Origin of the sequence: Enterococcus sp. AZ084, from assembly GCF_051714905.1 — a bacterium.
Classification (GTDB): Bacteria; Bacillota; Bacilli; order Lactobacillales; family Enterococcaceae; genus Enterococcus_B; species Enterococcus_B pernyi.
The window spans coordinates 2,547,859-2,565,454 of record NZ_JBIOSS010000001.1 but is presented as its reverse complement, the minus strand read 5'-3'; the positions used below and the strand labels follow the sequence as shown (position 1 = coordinate 2,565,454).

General features: G+C 38.2%; 19 protein-coding genes. 14 read left to right on the top strand and 5 right to left on the bottom strand.

Features of this window, described 5'->3' with window-relative positions:
• Positions 1–446: 446 nt before the first annotated feature.
• A complete protein-coding gene (locus IGI79_RS11590; RefSeq protein ID WP_335883059.1) occupies positions 447–1,337 on the bottom strand; it encodes an ArsR/SmtB family transcription factor in 891 nt (296 codons plus the stop codon).
• A gap of 203 nt (positions 1,338–1,540) precedes the next feature.
• Here IGI79_RS11590 and arfA point away from each other — a divergent pair, with 203 nt between their 5' ends.
• The 9 genes from arfA (at position 1,541) to IGI79_RS11545 (ending at position 12,040) form a co-directional block, all read left to right on the top strand.
• Complete coding sequence (arfA, locus tag IGI79_RS11585) at positions 1,541–3,046, top strand: arabinosylfuranosidase ArfA (protein WP_335883057.1); 1,506 nt, start codon at positions 1,541–1,543, stop codon at positions 3,044–3,046.
• 13 nt (positions 3,047–3,059) lie between these two features.
• Positions 3,060–4,331, top strand: coding sequence for an ABC transporter substrate-binding protein (locus IGI79_RS11580; protein ID WP_335883056.1), 1,272 nt, complete (start codon positions 3,060–3,062; stop codon positions 4,329–4,331).
• A 214-nt stretch (positions 4,332–4,545) separates the two neighbouring features.
• Positions 4,546–5,442, top strand: coding sequence for a carbohydrate ABC transporter permease (locus IGI79_RS11575; RefSeq protein ID WP_438846007.1), 897 nt, complete (start codon positions 4,546–4,548; stop codon positions 5,440–5,442).
• A 14-nt stretch (positions 5,443–5,456) separates the two neighbouring features.
• Positions 5,457–6,320, top strand: coding sequence for a carbohydrate ABC transporter permease (locus tag IGI79_RS11570; protein ID WP_010736672.1), 864 nt, complete (start codon positions 5,457–5,459; stop codon positions 6,318–6,320).
• A gap of 4 nt (positions 6,321–6,324) precedes the next feature.
• A complete protein-coding gene (locus IGI79_RS11565; RefSeq protein WP_104775708.1) occupies positions 6,325–6,900 on the top strand; it encodes a DUF624 domain-containing protein in 576 nt (191 codons plus the stop codon).
• On the top strand, positions 6,897–8,429 hold the full coding sequence (locus IGI79_RS11560) for an alpha-N-arabinofuranosidase (RefSeq protein WP_019723599.1): 1,533 nt from the start codon (positions 6,897–6,899) through the stop codon (positions 8,427–8,429). The genes IGI79_RS11565 and IGI79_RS11560 overlap by 4 nt, the downstream gene beginning before the upstream one ends.
• Entirely contained in the window at positions 8,426–9,391 is a 966-nt protein-coding gene (locus IGI79_RS11555; RefSeq protein WP_195475617.1) for a glycoside hydrolase family 43 protein, read from the top strand. The genes IGI79_RS11560 and IGI79_RS11555 overlap by 4 nt, the downstream gene beginning before the upstream one ends.
• 265 nt (positions 9,392–9,656) lie before the next feature.
• Entirely contained in the window at positions 9,657–11,513 is a 1,857-nt protein-coding gene (locus IGI79_RS11550; RefSeq protein ID WP_195475619.1) for an LTA synthase family protein, read from the top strand.
• A gap of 95 nt (positions 11,514–11,608) precedes the next feature.
• Positions 11,609–12,040 carry a hypothetical protein gene (locus IGI79_RS11545; protein ID WP_019723602.1) on the top strand — a complete coding sequence of 144 codons (432 nt, stop codon included), beginning with the start codon at positions 11,609–11,611 and terminating at the stop codon, positions 12,038–12,040.
• A 59-nt stretch (positions 12,041–12,099) separates the two neighbouring features.
• Here the strand turns inward: IGI79_RS11545 and IGI79_RS11540 are convergent, their stop codons facing one another.
• Complete coding sequence (locus IGI79_RS11540) at positions 12,100–13,257, bottom strand: AI-2E family transporter (protein WP_065095918.1); 1,158 nt, start codon at positions 13,255–13,257, stop codon at positions 12,100–12,102.
• Complete coding sequence (locus IGI79_RS11535; RefSeq protein WP_195475621.1) at positions 13,257–13,619, bottom strand: PTS glucitol/sorbitol transporter subunit IIA; 363 nt, start codon at positions 13,617–13,619, stop codon at positions 13,257–13,259. The genes IGI79_RS11540 and IGI79_RS11535 overlap by 1 nt, the downstream gene beginning before the upstream one ends.
• Before the next feature lie 137 nt (positions 13,620–13,756).
• Between IGI79_RS11535 and IGI79_RS11530 the strand changes: the two genes are divergently transcribed.
• The 4 genes from IGI79_RS11530 (at position 13,757) to IGI79_RS11515 (ending at position 15,575) form a co-directional block, all read left to right on the top strand.
• Positions 13,757–14,776 carry a lactonase family protein gene (locus IGI79_RS11530; RefSeq protein ID WP_195475623.1) on the top strand — a complete coding sequence of 340 codons (1,020 nt, stop codon included), beginning with the start codon at positions 13,757–13,759 and terminating at the stop codon, positions 14,774–14,776.
• An 11-nt stretch (positions 14,777–14,787) separates the two neighbouring features.
• Positions 14,788–14,949 carry a hypothetical protein gene (locus IGI79_RS11525; protein WP_019724465.1) on the top strand — a complete coding sequence of 54 codons (162 nt, stop codon included), beginning with the start codon at positions 14,788–14,790 and terminating at the stop codon, positions 14,947–14,949.
• Positions 14,950–15,030: 81 nt separating this feature from the next.
• Entirely contained in the window at positions 15,031–15,201 is a 171-nt protein-coding gene (locus tag IGI79_RS11520) for a hypothetical protein (protein WP_181264974.1), read from the top strand.
• Positions 15,202–15,281: 80 nt separating this feature from the next.
• The gene (locus IGI79_RS11515; protein WP_108145422.1) at positions 15,282–15,575 is read left to right on the top strand and encodes a bacteriocin immunity protein; all 294 of its coding nucleotides are present in this window, start codon (positions 15,282–15,284) and stop codon (positions 15,573–15,575) included.
• Positions 15,576–15,698: 123 nt separating this feature from the next.
• Here IGI79_RS11515 and IGI79_RS11510 read toward each other — a convergent pair whose 3' ends face one another.
• Both IGI79_RS11510 and IGI79_RS11505 read right to left on the bottom strand, forming a co-directional pair.
• Positions 15,699–16,319 (bottom strand): NAD(P)H-dependent oxidoreductase, encoded by a 621-nt coding sequence (locus IGI79_RS11510; protein WP_034686954.1) that lies wholly within the window; start codon positions 16,317–16,319, stop codon positions 15,699–15,701.
• Between the two features lie 117 nt (positions 16,320–16,436).
• The gene (locus IGI79_RS11505; protein WP_195475625.1) at positions 16,437–16,745 is read right to left on the bottom strand and encodes a rhodanese-like domain-containing protein; all 309 of its coding nucleotides are present in this window, start codon (positions 16,743–16,745) and stop codon (positions 16,437–16,439) included.
• A 194-nt stretch (positions 16,746–16,939) separates the two neighbouring features.
• Here IGI79_RS11505 and IGI79_RS11500 point away from each other — a divergent pair, with 194 nt between their 5' ends.
• On the top strand, positions 16,940–17,584 hold the full coding sequence (locus IGI79_RS11500) for a TetR/AcrR family transcriptional regulator (RefSeq protein ID WP_010736659.1): 645 nt from the start codon (positions 16,940–16,942) through the stop codon (positions 17,582–17,584).
• Positions 17,585–17,596 lie beyond the last annotated feature (12 nt).

Sequence of the window (17,596 nt, the reverse complement as noted above, 5' to 3'; positions counted from 1 at the left end):
AACATTAAGCTGAAAAATCAAAAAATATGGAAAGCTATTTTCTGATTTCCCATCTTACTGCTCAGGTCAAACCGCTTTTTTCACAACCTATGATAAACGGTGTTCTAAAGCCAGCTCCTTCAATAGTAAGTCAAAACTTGAAAAAATATGAGAAGCTATTTTCTCAAGTTCTGCCTTACTACTTGGAGCTAAACGGCTTTCTCACAACCTAGATAAACGGTGTTCAAAAAGCTAACCTTCAACATTAAGCTGAAAAATCAAAAAATATGGAAAGCTATTTTCTGATTTTCCATCTTACTGCTCAGGTCAAACCGCTTTTTTCACAACCTAGATAAACGGTGTTCAAGAAGCAACACTTCAATAATAAGCCAAAACCATCAAAAATGAGAAAGCCATTTTCGATGGTTCTGTCTTATTACTCAGTGCTGAACGCTTCTTTCACAACCTTAACTATAATACACCTTCATCTTGATATCTTGGTCGTAGTTGCCGAAGCCTTTGCCGAATAGGGTGCAGCCACCGACGTTTTTGGCGTCTTCTTTGACTTCGATGCGGAAGGTCCAGACGTCTTCGTTTCTTGGGATGTCATTGATCGTAACTTCAGATAATGGTTCGCCGTTGATATTGGTCAAATGTTTAGTGATACGGATCGTTTTCAATAGTCCGTATTGGTTTAGATTATCTGGATACCAGTCTGGGGTATGTTTTCCACGAATGTCTGCGAAATCTCCTGGGCTTGTCCAGTTCCCTAATTCCACACCGTTTAGGCTGAAAGTGATATCCGATGGCCAATTGTCGTTCGAAAAGGGAAACTCGGAAGACAGTTCAACAGACAATTCCAACATTTCCAAAGTATCTTCTTCGTTTAGGAAGTTTGGTGTTTGATATTCAACAAATCCGCTTGTAAACCACAGAATCCGTGCATCCATTCGTCGTGGATCGGCAAAGTAACGTGGTTCATCGACTTTGCCGATAAAATCATGGATCGTTGCCATACCGCATGTCGGCTCGATCGAATAGCGGGTATAATGACCGATAGGGATCGATGTTTCTTTCGTATCAAAGGCATTGAAGATTTTTTCTGGAAACGTGATGTTGATTTTATCGACACGTAAGCTGGAAATTTTTTTTTGGCCTATTTTTTCAGATTTGATGATATTTGCTTCTTCAAGTTTTTTTACATGCATTGTTGTAATCGCACTACTGATACCGAGTGCTTGAGCAAGCTCTTTGATATTCATTTTGTTTTTTGAAAGTAACTGGATGATTTTTATCCTTGTTTTACTAGCTAAAGCTTCATAAACAGGTAATGATTCTTCATTGATTTGGAGTTGCATGATTTTTCACCTCTTATTTAGGTTTTTGTTTAACTATATATTAACATAAATATTAATTTATAGGTTAATATCATAAAACTAATATATGTAATTAATGTTTATGTTAATTATAACTTAAAAATATTTTTATATTTAATAATATTATTATTGACAACGCTTTCAAATAAAGATATGATTCATGTATAAATTAAAGGAGGGGAATCATGGAAGCTGTAATGTCAGTTAGTCGTGTGCAAAAGATAGGGGAAATCGATCGTCGTTTGTATGGCTCGTTTATTGAGCATATGGGACGTGCAGTGTATGGAGGGATCTATCAACCGGATCATCCGACTGCAAATGATAAGGGATTTCGCCAAGACGTTATGGAGCTAGTCAAAGAATTATCGGTACCATTGATCCGGTATCCAGGTGGGAATTTTGTTTCTGGGTTCAATTGGGAAGATAGCGTGGGGCCTATAGCGGAGCGGCCGAAAAGATTAGACCTTGCTTGGCGATCTTTAGAAACAAATCAAGTGGGTGTGCATGAATTTGCTGCGTGGTGTCAAGAAGTGGGCGCTGAGATCAATATGGCGGTCAATCTTGGAACACGTGGCTTAGATGCTGCAAGAAATCTAGTAGAATATTGCAATTATCCTAGTGGTACTTATTGGAGTGAGCAAAGAATAGCAAATGGACAAACTGAACCTTTTGCGATCAAGACGTGGTGTTTAGGCAATGAAATGGATGGTCCTTGGCAAATCGGTCATAAGACAGCAGCGGAGTACGGACGGCTGGCAGAAGAAACAGCGAAAGCAATGAAACTTGTCGATGAATCGATCGAAGTCGTTTTATGTGGCAGCTCGAATAGTCAAATGCCAACATTCGGTGAGTGGGAATTGACTGTATTGGATCAAGCCTATGAACAAATCGATTATCTTTCATTGCATCAGTATTATGGCAATCAAACAAATGATTTGAAAAATTATTTAGCTCGTTCAGTCGATATGGATCAGTTCATCTCTGGTGTTGTTGCGATGTGTGATGCAATCAAGGCGAAAAAACACAGCAAGAAACAAATCAATCTATCTTTTGATGAATGGAATATTTGGTATCATTCGACAGAACATGATCAAACAGTCAAGCCATGGCAAGTTGCCCCACCTTTATTAGAAGATCACTATAATTTTGAGGATGCTTTAGTATTGGGCTGTTTATTGATCACTTTGTTAAAACATTCTGATCGAGTAAAAATTGCTTGTCTGGCGCAGCTAGTCAACGTGATTGCGCCGATCATGACAGAAAAAGACGGTGAAGCATGGCGTCAAACAATCTATTATCCATTTATGCAAGTCGCGACTTTAGGACAAGGTATTGCTTTACGACCTGAAATCACTGTTGATACGTATGCAACGAGTGAATTTGATACAGTTCCATATTTAGAAAGTATCGCGGTGCTCAATGAAGAAATAAATGAGTTGGTGATCTTTGCAGTGAATCGTGGAGAAGAAGAGATGAGTTTAGATCTACAATTTTCTGACTTAAAGATTGAGCAAGTCATTGATTTTTCAGAGATGTCTGGCTATGAAATCAAAGCGGTCAATCAAGCAGGAAATGAGCAAATCAAACCTGTGTCTTCAAAAGCCTACGAACATAAAGAAAATCAGTTGAATTGCAAGTTGAAACCGTTATCTTGGAATGTGATCCGTACAAGCATGACCCCGAACAAATAAGGAGGAGATAGAGATGCGAGGAAAAAAATTGATTATTGGTTCATTGTTGTTAGCTGCGACTGGAATATTAGGTGCTTGTGGCGGTGGTGCTTCTTCTCAAAGTAAAAATGACGGAGAAGTCACACTCTCTTTTTGGAATGGGTTTACAGCTTCTGACGGGGAAATCTTACAAGAGATTGTCAACGATTTTAATAAGAATAATGACAAAAACATCACGATTGAGATGGATGTGATGACATGGGCTAATTTGAATGAAAAATTACCAACGGCTATTTCTTCAAGAAAAGCGCCAGATTTTGTTGCACTGAACTATGCTGATTTTGCTCAATATGTGGAGAATGGGGCTGTGCAGCCTGTAGATGATTTCTGGGACTACGACGGTGTGGATAAAGGAGATTTCAAAGATACTGCGGTAGATCTAGGAATGGTGGATGATCAGCAATATTTTATTCCGATGCAAGTACAAGGGATGTATATGTATTGGAACAAAGAATTATTCAAACAAGCTGGCTTGGATGAAACAACACCACCAACTACTTGGACAGAATTAACAGAGATGGCTCCGCAACTGACCGATAGTAGTAAAAATGTCTCAGGTTTTGTCTTCAATAAAGACGGTACTGCGCCACTTTATAACTGGATGAAGGCAAATGGAGGAAAACTTGTCAGCGATGATTATACAAAATCTGAGTTCGCTTCACCAGAAAATCTTGAAACACTAACAGCCATCCAAAAAATGATCCATGTCGATAAAGCAGGACCAGAATCGATTTCAGGAGCAGAGATGGATAACTTGATGAACGCTGGGCAATTATCGATCATCATCAACGGACCGTGGTTGAATAACGGCTTGAAAGCAAACGAAATCGATTATGGTGTAACGACATTACCGCAAGCAAGTACGGACGGTGAAAAAACAGCGATTTTAGATGGTGTTGGTTATGCCATCCCAGCAAGTACAGATAGTGACAAAAAAGAGGCAATCTATGAATTCCTAAAATACTGGAACACAAGTGAAATCGGTAAAAAATGGAGTATTGAAAATGGCTTCCCTGCCTATTTATCATCTGTCGCAGAAGATGAAGAAGTGAAGAATGATCCTATCGTATCGGAACTATCCAAACAAATGGAATATGCTGAACCTTATCTACCAGGATTCACGAAAATCGCAGCAATCAATAATGATATCATCAATCCATTGATCGAAAAATTGTTGGCTGGTGAAGATCCAGAGCAACTCATGAAAGATGCAGATGATCAGATCAATGATCTATTGAAGGAATAATCGAGTAACAGTTCATAATGAAATCAAAACAACGAAGGAAATAGAAGGAATCTCGTAGAAGATAAGGCGAAAGTACTATAAATTGCAAAAACATATTTATTGCTTTCGCTTTCCTTTTTCGAGAAAAACTTCTTTCCTTTCTTGGGCTGATTTTTCATCGCTTGAACTGTTCATCAAGGAATCCATCGAATAAGAAAGAGGGGAAATAGACGAAATGAAAGCATTCACCAGATACTGGAACCGACCGAATCGAGCGGCTTATTTGTTTTTAGTGCCATCCTTTTTGATTCTACTGTTATTCACAGTGGTGCCACTGATTGGTACATTTGCGATCAGTTTTACTGATTTGAACATCTTTTTTACTTCAAGAGAGTTCGTAGGCATGGATAACTTTTTGCGGATCTTTGGGGATGAACGTGCGGTCAATTCACTTTTCCATACGTTGTATTTTACCTTACTTGAAACACCAACACAGATTATCGTTGGTTTATTAGCTGCGGTGATCTTGTCAAAGAATACTCGTTTCAATCGCTTTTGTCGCTCAACTTTTTATATCCCTGTTATTTGTTCCTTAACATCCATTGCAATCATCTTTTCAATGTTGCTTGACCCAAACGTTGGGGCTATCCCTTACCTTTTTTCACAAGTAGGTTTGCCGATTCCACAATTTTTCCGTGATCCAACATTAGCAATGCCAACAGTTGCGCTGATGACGGTTTGGAAAAATTTCGGTGTCACGATGACGATCCTGATCACTGCGATTCAAGGAATCTCCCCTTCGCTTTACGAATCAGCGCAAATGGATGGAGCAACCAATCGTCAACAATTCTTTAATATCACGTTACCGCAGATCGTCCCTTCTCTTGGTTTTTGTATCTTGACCAACTTGATTGGTTCCATGCAAGTGTTTGACCAAGTATATGTGGCAACGAACGGCGGACCACAATTCAAAACGGAAACAGCTGTCCAATACATTTATAGTCGCGGCTTCACCGCTCCATATGAGTTAGGCTATGCTTCCGCATTATCTTCAGTACTGTTTGTCATTGTAGCTGTGCTGGCAATTTCGACCAATTTATATATGTCAAGAAAAGAAAAACAAATGAAATAGGGGGGAGTAATAATATGCTTTCGGAAAGTTATACAGCAGTTTCAACGAATCGTCGGAAAAAGTTTGATGGAAAGAAATGGTTGCGTGTCGTCGGAATGTTACTCGTATTATTGATTATCGCTTTTCCTTTTCTATGGTTGATCATTTCCTCATTCAAATATGAAAAAGACATTATTTCTTTTCCCCCGAGAATTTTTGCAGATGAATATACCTTTGAGAATTATATCAAGGTTTGGACGACTATTCCGTTGTTAGATTACATCAAAAACACAGTAATCTTTGCAGGTGGGACAGTGATCACTTCTGTTTTTTTTGATTCTCTTGCAGGGTATGCTTTTGCTCGGATGCGCTTCAAAGGGAAATCGGTGTTGTTTTACTTTGTTTTGTTAACGATGATGATCCCATTTCAAGTCTTCATGATCCCACTGTTCATCCAAGCAAACTTTTTAGGCATGTTAGATACGTATGCCGGATTGATCATTCCTCGGATGACTACTGCTTTTGGGATATTTATGATGCGGTCGTTTTTTGTAACTTTACCAGATTCATTGGAAGAAGCCGCACGTATTGACGGGTTAGGTGAGTTCAAGATTTTCTTGAAGATCATGTTGCCTTTGAGCAAGCCAACACTTCTATCACTAGCAATCTTTACGTTGATGAACAGTTGGAATGATTTATTGTATCCACTGATTTTGACAACAAGTTCGAAAATGCGGACGTTACCTGCAGGATTAGCTTTATTCACCGGACAAAATATATCATTTTATGGACCGGTGATGGCAGGAACAGTTATTTCGATGTTGCCATTGTTGATCATTTATATTTTTGCTCAAAAATACTTTGTACAAGGAACTGCAATGTCTGGCATGAAAGAGTGAGAAGATGAAATTAGTCGAAACAAAATGGTATGGTCAATTGATCCAAATTTCCGATCATATCTTATTAGGGATTTTATGGGTCGTCGTTTCTTTGCCTTTAGTCACAGTAGTACCAGCCACAACAGGGGTCTTTACAGCGTTGAATAAATGGGAGAATGGCGAATCAGGGCATGTTTGCTATTCCTTTTTGCAGGGCTTTAAGCGTAAGTTTTTCCTTCAATTAGTGATGAGTTGCGTGACCATCATCAGTTATTTTGCGATGAATCTTATTTTGCAAGAATCTGCTATTTGGTTAGTGATTTGTGGGTATGTAACAATGTTGGTTTTTACGATGTTTTTACTTTCTTGGTGTAGTTCTCTTGCCCAAAATGACGCTCTTTCCGGAAAGGAACTTTTTCAAGAAAGTACGTTGTGGGTGTTGACCAACTTTTTGAAGAATCTTGTATGTTGTGGCATATTATTAGTTTTTCTTGTGCTTGTGTTTATGTTTCCGCCGATTATTTTTGTATTAGCAGGTGGGGTTTGGTGGTTGATCAATCATTTAGTGGGAAACATAAATAGGAAAGGAGTGTGGCAATGAAAAAAGTTGAATTAAAGGTACGTCAAGGATTTTCTAAAGGAGCTATCAGTCCACGACTCTTCGGTTCTTTTGTTGAACATATGGGAAGTGTCGTGTATAACGGAATATTTGAACCAGGACATCCGACCGCGGATAAGAATGGCTTTCGACAGGACGTGCTTTCTTATGTAAAAGAACTGTCTTTAGGGGTGATCCGTTATCCTGGAGGGAATTTCACTTCAGGATATGACTGGCAAGATACGATTGGTCCAGTCACCGAGCGTCCAAAAAAAATCGATCTTGCATGGCAAGGAATCGAACCAAATACATTCGGGCTACATGAATTTTTCAAATGGTTAGACATGGTAGAAGCGGAGCCAATCATGACGGTGAATCTAGGCACAAAAGGAATCGATGATGCGCGTAATCTAGTAGAGTATTGTAATTTTCCTGAAGGAACCTCTTGGAGTGAGTTACGCAAACAAAACGGACAAGAGCAACCTTTTAACGTGAAACTTTGGTGCTTAGGAAATGAGTTAGACGGTCCTTGGCAAATTGGCGCAAAAAGTGCCTATGAGTATGGCAGGTTAGCCAATGAATCTGCCAAAGCGATGAAATTAGTCGATGAATCGATCGAAACGATTTTAGTCGGTAGTTCGACGCCACGCTTAGCGTCTTATCCTGAATGGGACCGAATCGCCTTAGAAGAAGCATATGAAAACGTAGATTATATCGCTTTGCATAATTACATCGATAAATATGACGAAGAAGATTTGACTAAACCTCCAAAAAATGAGCGAGCAGATACCAAAACTTACTTAGCTAAAGCGGAACGGTTTGATCGACAAATCGAAGAGATCATTGCGACGTGTGACTATGTGAAAGGCTATCTACGCAGTGACAAGACGATGTACTTAGCTTTTGATGAATGGAATGTTCATAGCCAACCAGAACAAACCTATCAAAAATTCCAAGAGGGGTCACCAATTGACTGGTGCCAGTTCACTATGGAAGATACATTGTTGTTCGGCACATTGGGTCTTGCGATTTTACGGCATGCAGATCGTGTGAAAATTGCTTGCCAATCGCTTTTAGTCAATACCATCCCGCTTATCCTAACAGAGAAAAATGGGATCGCATGGGTAAATCCGACCTATTATGTGATGCAACATCTGGCAAAATATGCGAAAGGCACTGTATTAGATCAACAAACGTTTTGTCCCACTTATGACTGTGATACTGGAAAAGAAGTGCCGATCATTGATAGCGTAGTTGTCGAAAATGAGCAAGAAATCGTACTGTTTCTAGTGAATCGTACAGAAGAGAAAGTGTCCATTACGACAACGCATGATTTTGAGCTGGAGACTAAAGCAGTCCAACTAGTCGTAAAAAGTGATCATTTACTAGATAAAAATACGAAAGACGCTCCGAATACGATCCAGCCGATAGAACAAGTAATCGATGTAAATGAAAAGAACAAGATCCATATGGTGCTTGAAGCATATTCTTGGAATGTCATCAGACTAAAAAAATGTGAGGAACCTTTATGAAAAAAACAACTTATGCTAATCCAATCGTCCTTGAACGAGCCGATCCTTGGATCTACAAACATACGGACGGCTACTATTATTTTACGGGTTCTCTACCTGGTTATCAGTCCATCGAATTAAGACGTGCGAAAACGATCGATGGCTTGAAGCATGCAGAAAAGTTACTGGTTTGGCATGCACCTAAAACTGGACCCATGAGTCAGTTGATCTGGGCACCAGAAATCCATTATATCCAAGGAAAGTGGTATATCTATTTTGCAGCCAGTGATCATGCAGAGATTCGTGATCGGGATCATCACCATCGGATGTTCGTTCTTGAAAACACGTCCATTGACCCAATGAATACTGATTGGGAAGAAAAAGGGCAAATCATCACTGCTACAGACACGTTTAGTTTAGACGGCACGACTTTTATACATCAAGGAAAGTTGTATTACGTTTGGGCGCAATTAGACCCGCGTATTCCGGGAAACTCCAATCTCTATTTATCAGAAATGGCAAATCCTTGGACACTGACCGGAAAACAACTATTATTAGCCATCCCAGAATTTTCTTGGGAAAAGCAAGGTTTTGCAGTCAATGAAGGACCAGCCGTACTGGTTCGTAACGGGAAAATATTCATCACTTACTCAGGGAGTGCCACGGATGAAAATTATGCGATGGGTTTGCTGTGGGCAGAAGAGTCAGCGGATTTACTTGACGGTTATTCTTGGCATAAAAATCCTGAACCTGTCTTTGTCTCTTCGGAGAAAAATAAGCAGTTTGGACCAGGACATAACTCCTTTACTCTCTCAGAAGATGGCAAAGAAGATGTCTTAGTTTACCATGCACGACCAGAAAAAAATGAAGGAATCGATCCTCTGAACAATCCCAATCGTCATGCCAACGCACAAGTATTTTCGTGGGACCCAGAAGGGTTCCCGGTTTTTGGAGAACCAGTTGCGTATTCGGCTGATGTTTGAGCGTCATTTCAAGTAAAGTGATATAAATCCTTTCAGGAAATAAACGGTAATAGCTAAAATTTGTTCTTCAAATTTTGAGCTATTACCGTTTATTCTTTGAGGGTGGGAGAGGCTAAGACGCAGTTCCATTTCTTTTGTTTTCTATTTATTTTTTTATAAAATTGGTAGCTGAAATGACTTGTTTTTTGAACTTTACTTTCATTTAAAGAGCGACTAGAATAAAATAAGCTTTAAAGAAGTTTAGAAAAAATGAAGGAGCGCTCTCTTGAAAAGATACTTAGATAAGCTTTCAGCAAAACAACAACAAATTTTACGGATCACTACTCTCGTGGTGGGAACCATAGTAGTGATTCTTTTAAGTAACTTATTTTTGCAATGGTGCCAGAATAATCTTTCGGTTGACTTGGCCTTGAAATTTGCTTTTTCTTGGCACACAGAAAAATTTTTACTTGCTTGTTTCGTATTACTTACTGTCTTTTTATTTATGGTCGCTTTTGCAGGTTCCTATTTGTTCGGTCTGCTTTTTTATCTCGTAAGTATCGGAATATTAGGTTTTGCGAATTACTTGAAAATGAGCTATCGTCAAGAACCAATCTATCCAGATGACTTAAAGATGATCACAGAGTTTAATTTACTCAAAGACATGACCGGAACACCGATTTTTATTGGGTTGATGCTACTAGCGATCCTTGCCTTTGGTGGAGTGGTCTGGGCAATTGTCCGTAGTTTCAAAAAAGATCGAACATTCCAAATCTATCGTATCTTGACTTTAGTGATGACCGTTGCAATGATGGGTTATTTCAGTAACTTCAATAATCCCAATAATTTGTTGCGTAAAGCTTATAATCAAACGGCTTTGTGGATTCCTTATAGTCAAAAAATGAATTATTATAATACAGGATTCATTGGTGGCTTTTTGTACAATCTAAAAGTTGAACCGATGGAACGGCCAGAAGGTTATTCAAAAGAAAAAATCAATGAAATCACTGAAAAATATCAAGCAATCGCAGACAAAAAAAATCAAACGGCAAGTGATGAGCAGCCAAATATCATTTATGTGATGAGTGAAAGCTTTTCTGATCCAAGTCATCTAAATGGTGTCACGGTGACCGGTGATCCCTTAGCTGACTATCGTGAAGTGGCAAATCAAACCTATAGTGGCCGAATGCTTTCGCAAAATTATGGTGGTGGAACAGCAAATATTGAGTTTGAAGCCTTAACGGGTCTATCCATGGCACTATTCAATGGTCAAATGACCACACCATATACGATGCTCGTTCCAAAGCTGGATCAATTACCATCGCTTGTTTCCACACTTAATGCACAAAACTATCGAACAACGGCGATCCATCCTTATAATACATCGATGTATAAACGTGAAGATGTCTATCAGACGCTAGGGTTTGATTCGTTTATCAGCGAGGGAAATATGACTTACACCGATACCATTGATAATAATCCATATATTTCAGATGAGTCTGCCTATAAAGAAATTTTAGACTTATTAAAAGATGAGGAAACGCCTCAGTTTGTCCATCTAGTCACGATGCAGACCCATATGCCTTATGCAGGGAAGTATTCGCAATTGGATTTTTCTGCTACAACAGAAGATAACAATGGAACGGATACACTCGACAACTATTTACAAGATATTGCTTATAGTAGTCAAGCATTGAAAGCATTCACTGAAGCGCTGAAAGATACGCCAAGAAGAACGCTAGTCGTTTTTTGGGGAGATCATTTACCGGGGATCTATTCGGACGAGATCAAAAATAAAAATGAGAAACAAGCCTTACATCAGACAGAGTTTCTCATGTTCGATACAGCAGGTGAGTTAGAGAAACGTGAAACCAATGATGCTGTCACTAGCCCTTTTTATTTTGCAGCGAATCTTTTAGAACAAACGAATCAAAAGACCACTGGTTTTTATCAATTACTGCTTGAAATGGAGTCGGCTATTCCCGCGTTCGAACGAGAACTGTATTTTCAAAATGGCCAATGGGGAAAAGAAGCTCAGTTGAATCAGGCGCAAGAGGAAGTTTACGAGGCGTATCGCTTGATCCAATATGATCTAGTTTCAGGAGAACAATATAGTTTGGATGCAGGATTTTATGAAAAATAAACGATAAAAATAACATTTTATTGATGTAATGACTTGTTTTCTACTAGAATAAACAGGTAAAATAGAGAAAGAAAAAGAAGAAAGTAGGAAAACCTATGTTACCGAATCTCGGTTATTACGTGCAGACAGTCGATAAAATCGTGAAAGAAACAGAAGCAATCGGCGAAACGATGCACCCAAAATATGAAAAAATCAGAGAAGCAATCGATCAAAAGAAAACAGCTGAACTAACGCAAGCCGAGCTTGTTGAGACGGTTGAGCTATTTGACCAAGGTACTGAAAAATATCGCAATATGCTAAAGAAAATCAGTACGTTGCGTCCACCAGCCAAAGTAATGGGTATCCATAAGAACTTTGAAAAAGCCTACAAAAATTATGTAGCTGGTTGTGAAGAAATGACTCAAAGTATTCAACCAGAAAAAGGCATCGATGCTGAACAATTCGATGCGTCAGAAGCAAAACAAGACCAAGCGACAGATGATATTTCCGCAGCGATCCAAAAAATGACTAACTTATTGATGAAATAATCAAAAAGCCGAGACGACTGAAAATAGGGTTCCTATTCTCGATCATCTCGGCTTTTCATTTATTCTTGTTGCTTTTCTTCATAAAGGGAAGAAATCGTAGTGTACCATTCAAAAATGTGAGAAATCAATACTTTCGCTGCGGCATAGACAGGTATCCCTAAAATCACACCGACCACACCAAATAATTTTCCGGATGTTAATAGGACAAGTAAAATCGTCACTGGATGGATCGACAACTGATTGCCAAGTACAAGTGGCGAGATCAAACGGCCTTCGATGGTTTGCTCTAAGGCGAAAACGATCAATACTTTGACCAACATGATTGGTCCTGCAACGATGGCTAAAAATACCGCAGGGATCATCGCTAAAAATGAACCTAAGTAAGGGATCAAGTTCAAGAAACCGGCAATGATTCCTAAAGTGACAGCATAATCTAACCCGATGATTGCAAATCCGATCATGAACATCACCGCAACTGCGAAAGCCACAGTCAGCTGTCCACGAATATAAGAAGAGACTTGGCTGTTCATCTCACCTAAGACTTTTAACGTAGGCACTCTCATACGAGTGGGTAAGAACTTGACCAAATAAGGTGCTAATTGTTTTCCATCTTTCAACAGATAAAATAAAATAAACGGCATCGTCAATACGGCAACAACGATCGTAGCTACAGCGCCAACAAAACTCCCTAAGCTTTGAACGGTGCTTTTTGATAGATTCTGTAAAATATCGCCAGCAGAATTCATAAACTGATCGCCTGTATTTTCCAGTTGCTCTCTAAATTGACTGAATAGTGGATCACGAAAAATCTCGGTTAATTTGTCATCGATAGTCTCGACGTATTGTGGAAAATTGCTGACAAAGCTGACGGTTTGCTCTTGGATTTTCGGAATGATCACCACACTTCCCCAGACGATCAAAGCGACTACTAGTATAAATAAACCGATGATGCTGTAGAGCCTTGGGACCTTTCTCTTTTCAAGATAGTCTACAACAGGATTCATCAGGTAATACAGAATACCTGATAGAATGATCGGTAAACCAACGATTGCTAGAAACTGCCAAATTGGTTCAAAAAGATAAGAAACTTTCGTAAATAAGAAAACGATCAGTAAGACCAAAAGAACGACTAATAAAGCCGTCACTACTTGATTGTTCAAGAACCAACGCCAAAACCAAGAAACAGGTTTGATTTTTCTCTTTTTATCCTCTTCCATTAGTTCACCTGCTTATAGTCGATGGTCGTGCCGACAGTGATTTCTGGTAGTTGATAGGGGGACAAATAGATTCCATTGACGATTTTGTCACCTGCTGGCGGTTCTTCAAAAACCAGAGTCACATGACCAACCGTAGTCAAGTTTTCATTGGCCAACGGACCAACATGTTCGATAGTATATTCTTGCTGATCAAAAGAAATTTGATCACCTTGTTGAAGTGAAAAATTCTCTTTTGTACTAAATTCTTGAATGATCGTATAGTCACGCAACGCTGATGTTGCCGACTGATCGAATAAAATCAGCAAAGGTTCCTCTGGATTGATTGCTGACCTACCAATTTCTGTTATCGTTGCTTGAGTCATCTCATTTCTCTCCTTTACTCCTAAAAAAATCAATGATTCTATGGTTACAAAAACAGTATAACATATTCTCTTTGATTAACGTCATGAATGGATGTATGATAGAATAAATTAGAATTCTTAATTTGAGGAGGATCAAAATGATAAAAAAAATCATTCTAGGAACATATACAAGACGAAAAAGTGAAGGGATTTATCAAATCGAATTAGATACAGATAAAAGCACTTTAGAGAATCTAACGTTAGTAACAAAAGAAAATAGCCCAACGTATGTGGCAAAAAGCGATGCAGGTAATCTTTACACAGTAACAAGTGTCGATGGGTTAGGTGGAGTCGGTGCATACGATCATTCATATAATTTTTTGAATGCGGTAACAGAAGCCGGAGCACCTTTGTGTTACGTGACAGTCGATGAGCAACGCCAACTGGTTTATGGCGCAAATTATCATAAAGGAGAAGTCAATGTTTATCGTATCACTGAAGACGGTAGTTTAGAGGCGACAGACGCAGTCTTTCATCAAGAACCGACTGGTCCACACAAAAACCAAGATCATGCCCATGTCCATTACACAGACTTAACACCTGACCAACGATTAGCTGTCTGTGATCTAGGAACTGATCGTGTGTACACATATGATGTAGATGAAAATGGGAAATTAGCTGTAAAAGCTGTATTAGAAGTAGAGCCAGGAACCGGCCCACGTCATTTAGTTTTTCATCCTAATAATCAATTCGCCTATTTGTTTGGTGAGTTAGATAGTACAGTTCGTGTTCTTTCCTATGATGAAACAACAGGCGAATTCAAAGAAGTGCAAAAAATCAGCACATTGCCTGAAGGATTCACCGAAGAAAATGGTGGGGCTGCCATCCGTATTTCAAACGATGGACGTTTTGTCTACGCATCAAATCGGGGACATAATTCGATTGCTGTATTCGCTGTGAATGAAGAAGGTTCACATTTAGAACATGTACAGACGATCTCAACTGAAGGAGATTTCCCAAGAGATTTCGCCTTAGATCCAGAAAATGATTACGTGGTATGTGCCAACCAGAATACGGATAATCTTACCTTGTACAAACGTGATGCTACAACTGGAGAATTGACATTGATCCAAAAAGACATCTATGCACCTGAGTGTGTTTGTGTTTACTTTGATTAAGGAGTAGTGACATGAATAAAGAAGAAGTATTAGACCGTTTACGTGAAGAATTAGAGATTCCGTTTTTTCAAGGAAAAATAGAAGACAAAGAGTATAGTGAAGAAGAATACCAAAAGATCAAAAATGATTTGATCCAGTATTTTGATGACTATGTTCGTAATGTTGAGAATTAAAGAGGCAAATATAGTTTAAAAGAAAGTGTTTTTTTCTTATCTTGAACCAACCTGACCGTATATTATAAAACTGGAGGGCATATGAAAGAGTGGAAAATGATTTTTTGCGCTTTTCTTTTAACGCTGCTCTTAAACTTTGGGCTAGCTTATCTGTTTGATAGACCATTCAAATGGTGGATTACTTTAGGTATGTTCATAGGTTTCTCCATTGCCTATTTACTTGGTTCAAGAAGGAATAGCAAAAAGAATTAGTTCTGTTAGAAACACTTTATTTTAAGTATCAAAAATTACGATATTCTTCCTTGAAAAAGTTAGATAAGGAGCATAAGTAAATGAGTAATCTAAGCTGGTTTTCTGGTGGAGACGATCGACGCAAAAAAGCAGAAGCGTTAATAACGGAATTAATCGGTGACTTAGAGGTAGATTCGGAAAACCAATCGCTTAGAGTGGTACTAAAATCCAATCTAAGAAATCTACAAAATGAAGGAGCGTCAGTGCTATTGCTACTAAGCCGTATGAATGTAGAAATAGCGAATGCAATAAAAAAAGATGGCGTATCTTTAGATGAAGCTTATTCTAAAAAGCTACAGGAACTGATCTCTATATCAAATATTAGATACGGTTAATCGTTTTTTAGATCAATCAACTCTATCTAACCAATAAAAAAGGACTTCATGAACATTCGCAATGAATGTTCATGAAGTCTTTTTTTCTCCACAAGTTCAAGAGAAACAGTTAATCGATCACGACTAGAAGTCTTTACCGAATGCAGTTGCTTTATCTAAGGCAGCTTGCATCAATTCTTCTGCACGATCAGGTGTATAGTCGATACCTTCGATAAATAATTGGTCGACTTGTTCAATACCGACAAAATTCAAGATTGCTTTTACATATTGAGAAGCAAAATCTTGACCATTGTAGATTCCGCCGTTTGATTGGATGTGTAGTGCTTTCTTACCAGTAACTAAGCCAACAGGACCGTTTTCAGTATACTTGAAAGTTTTACCAGCAACATTGACAGTATCAAACCAAGCTTTTAATTTTGTAGGAATGTTCAAATTCCATAAAGCATTGGCAATAACGATTTTATCTGCTGCTAGAAATTGCTCTGTCAATTCGTTGAAACGAGCAATTTTTTGTTGTTGGTTTTCAGATAGACTAGAGAAATCTGCACCTGCACGAAGCGCTTCCCATCCAGAAAGCAATTCTTCATCAATTTCTGGGATATCATCACGATAAAGGTCTAAAACAGTTACCTCGTCGTTTGGATGATTTTCTTTGTAGCTAGTTAAAAAACTAGTTAATGCGTTAACTGAACGTGATTCTTGTGCAGTTAATGGATGTCCTTTGATTACTAATACTGATGCCATAATCTCTCTCCTTTAGTCGTAATTGTTAACTTTACTGCTAACAATACCAGTTTACTTGAAACAGAAAAGGCTATCAAGTATTTTTACTGATAAAAAGTAAGTTATTTTCCAGTACGATCAAAGAGGACTAGTTAATTCACGACTTTCAAATAACTTCATGTTGTCGATCACATAAGTCGCTTGCAGACCATTTTCTATTAGATAACTAGTAACTTCTTGTGCTAAATGATTCGCTGCCCCAACAATATAATACTGTTTTTTTGTATCCAGATTATTTAATTGTGCGGATAAACTGGCAATAGGAATGGATATTGAATGACTTAAATGTTTTTTTATATACTCGTTCGTTTTACGGACATCTAAAATCACTATATCCTTTTTTTGATAGACGAAATAGAGTTCGTGGACGGTGATTGATTTGTTCATGGCATTCTTCCTTTTTATATAATGATCCTATTTTAGATGCATAGAATAGTAGAAACAAATCTTTTAACTCGATTTATTCTTTTTTTAATAATTATGAAAAAAGAATGTAAATGACTTGCAAAACAATCAGATGGTGTTATAATGACAAGGTGTCATATGACAGTGTGTCATTTTTATGTGGGGAGGAATCAACGATGCCGACACAGACTTTTTTTCATCTACCTGAAGAAAAACAGCAAAGACTTTTAGAAGCTGCCAGGGTCGAATTTTCAAGAGTACCATTGAATGAAGCTTCGATTGCACAAATCGTGAAACTTGCGGGAATCTCTAGAGGTAGTTTTTATCAATATTTTGAAGATAAAGAAGATCTTTATTTTTATTATTTTGAAACCGTTCGTAGCGATAGTACAAAAAATATGATCCAACTAATCAAAGAATCGAATGGAGACTTATTTATCGGTTTTGAACTTTATTTTGGGAAAATGATTCGAGATATTCTAGAAGGTGAAAATGCCGCGTTTTATAAACATCTTTTTATGCATATGGATTACCGTGCCTCACGAAAAGTCGTGCCGCATCCACAAGGACATCGTCCATCACCACATAAAAATCATAAAAAAGCGTCCAAAGAGTTGATTGGTTTGATTGATCGTTCCAATCTTAGAGTAAAAGATGACCATGAAATGGAATTATTGTTTCAGTTAGTCATGAGTACACTATTTACAACGATTGCTCATGCCTATAAATCATTTTCAACCTCTGAGGAGTATTCTGTTGAACAAGCCATTGCAGAATTCAATCTAAAACTGTCATGGATAAAAGATGGCGCTTATAAATAGAAAGAAGGGGAA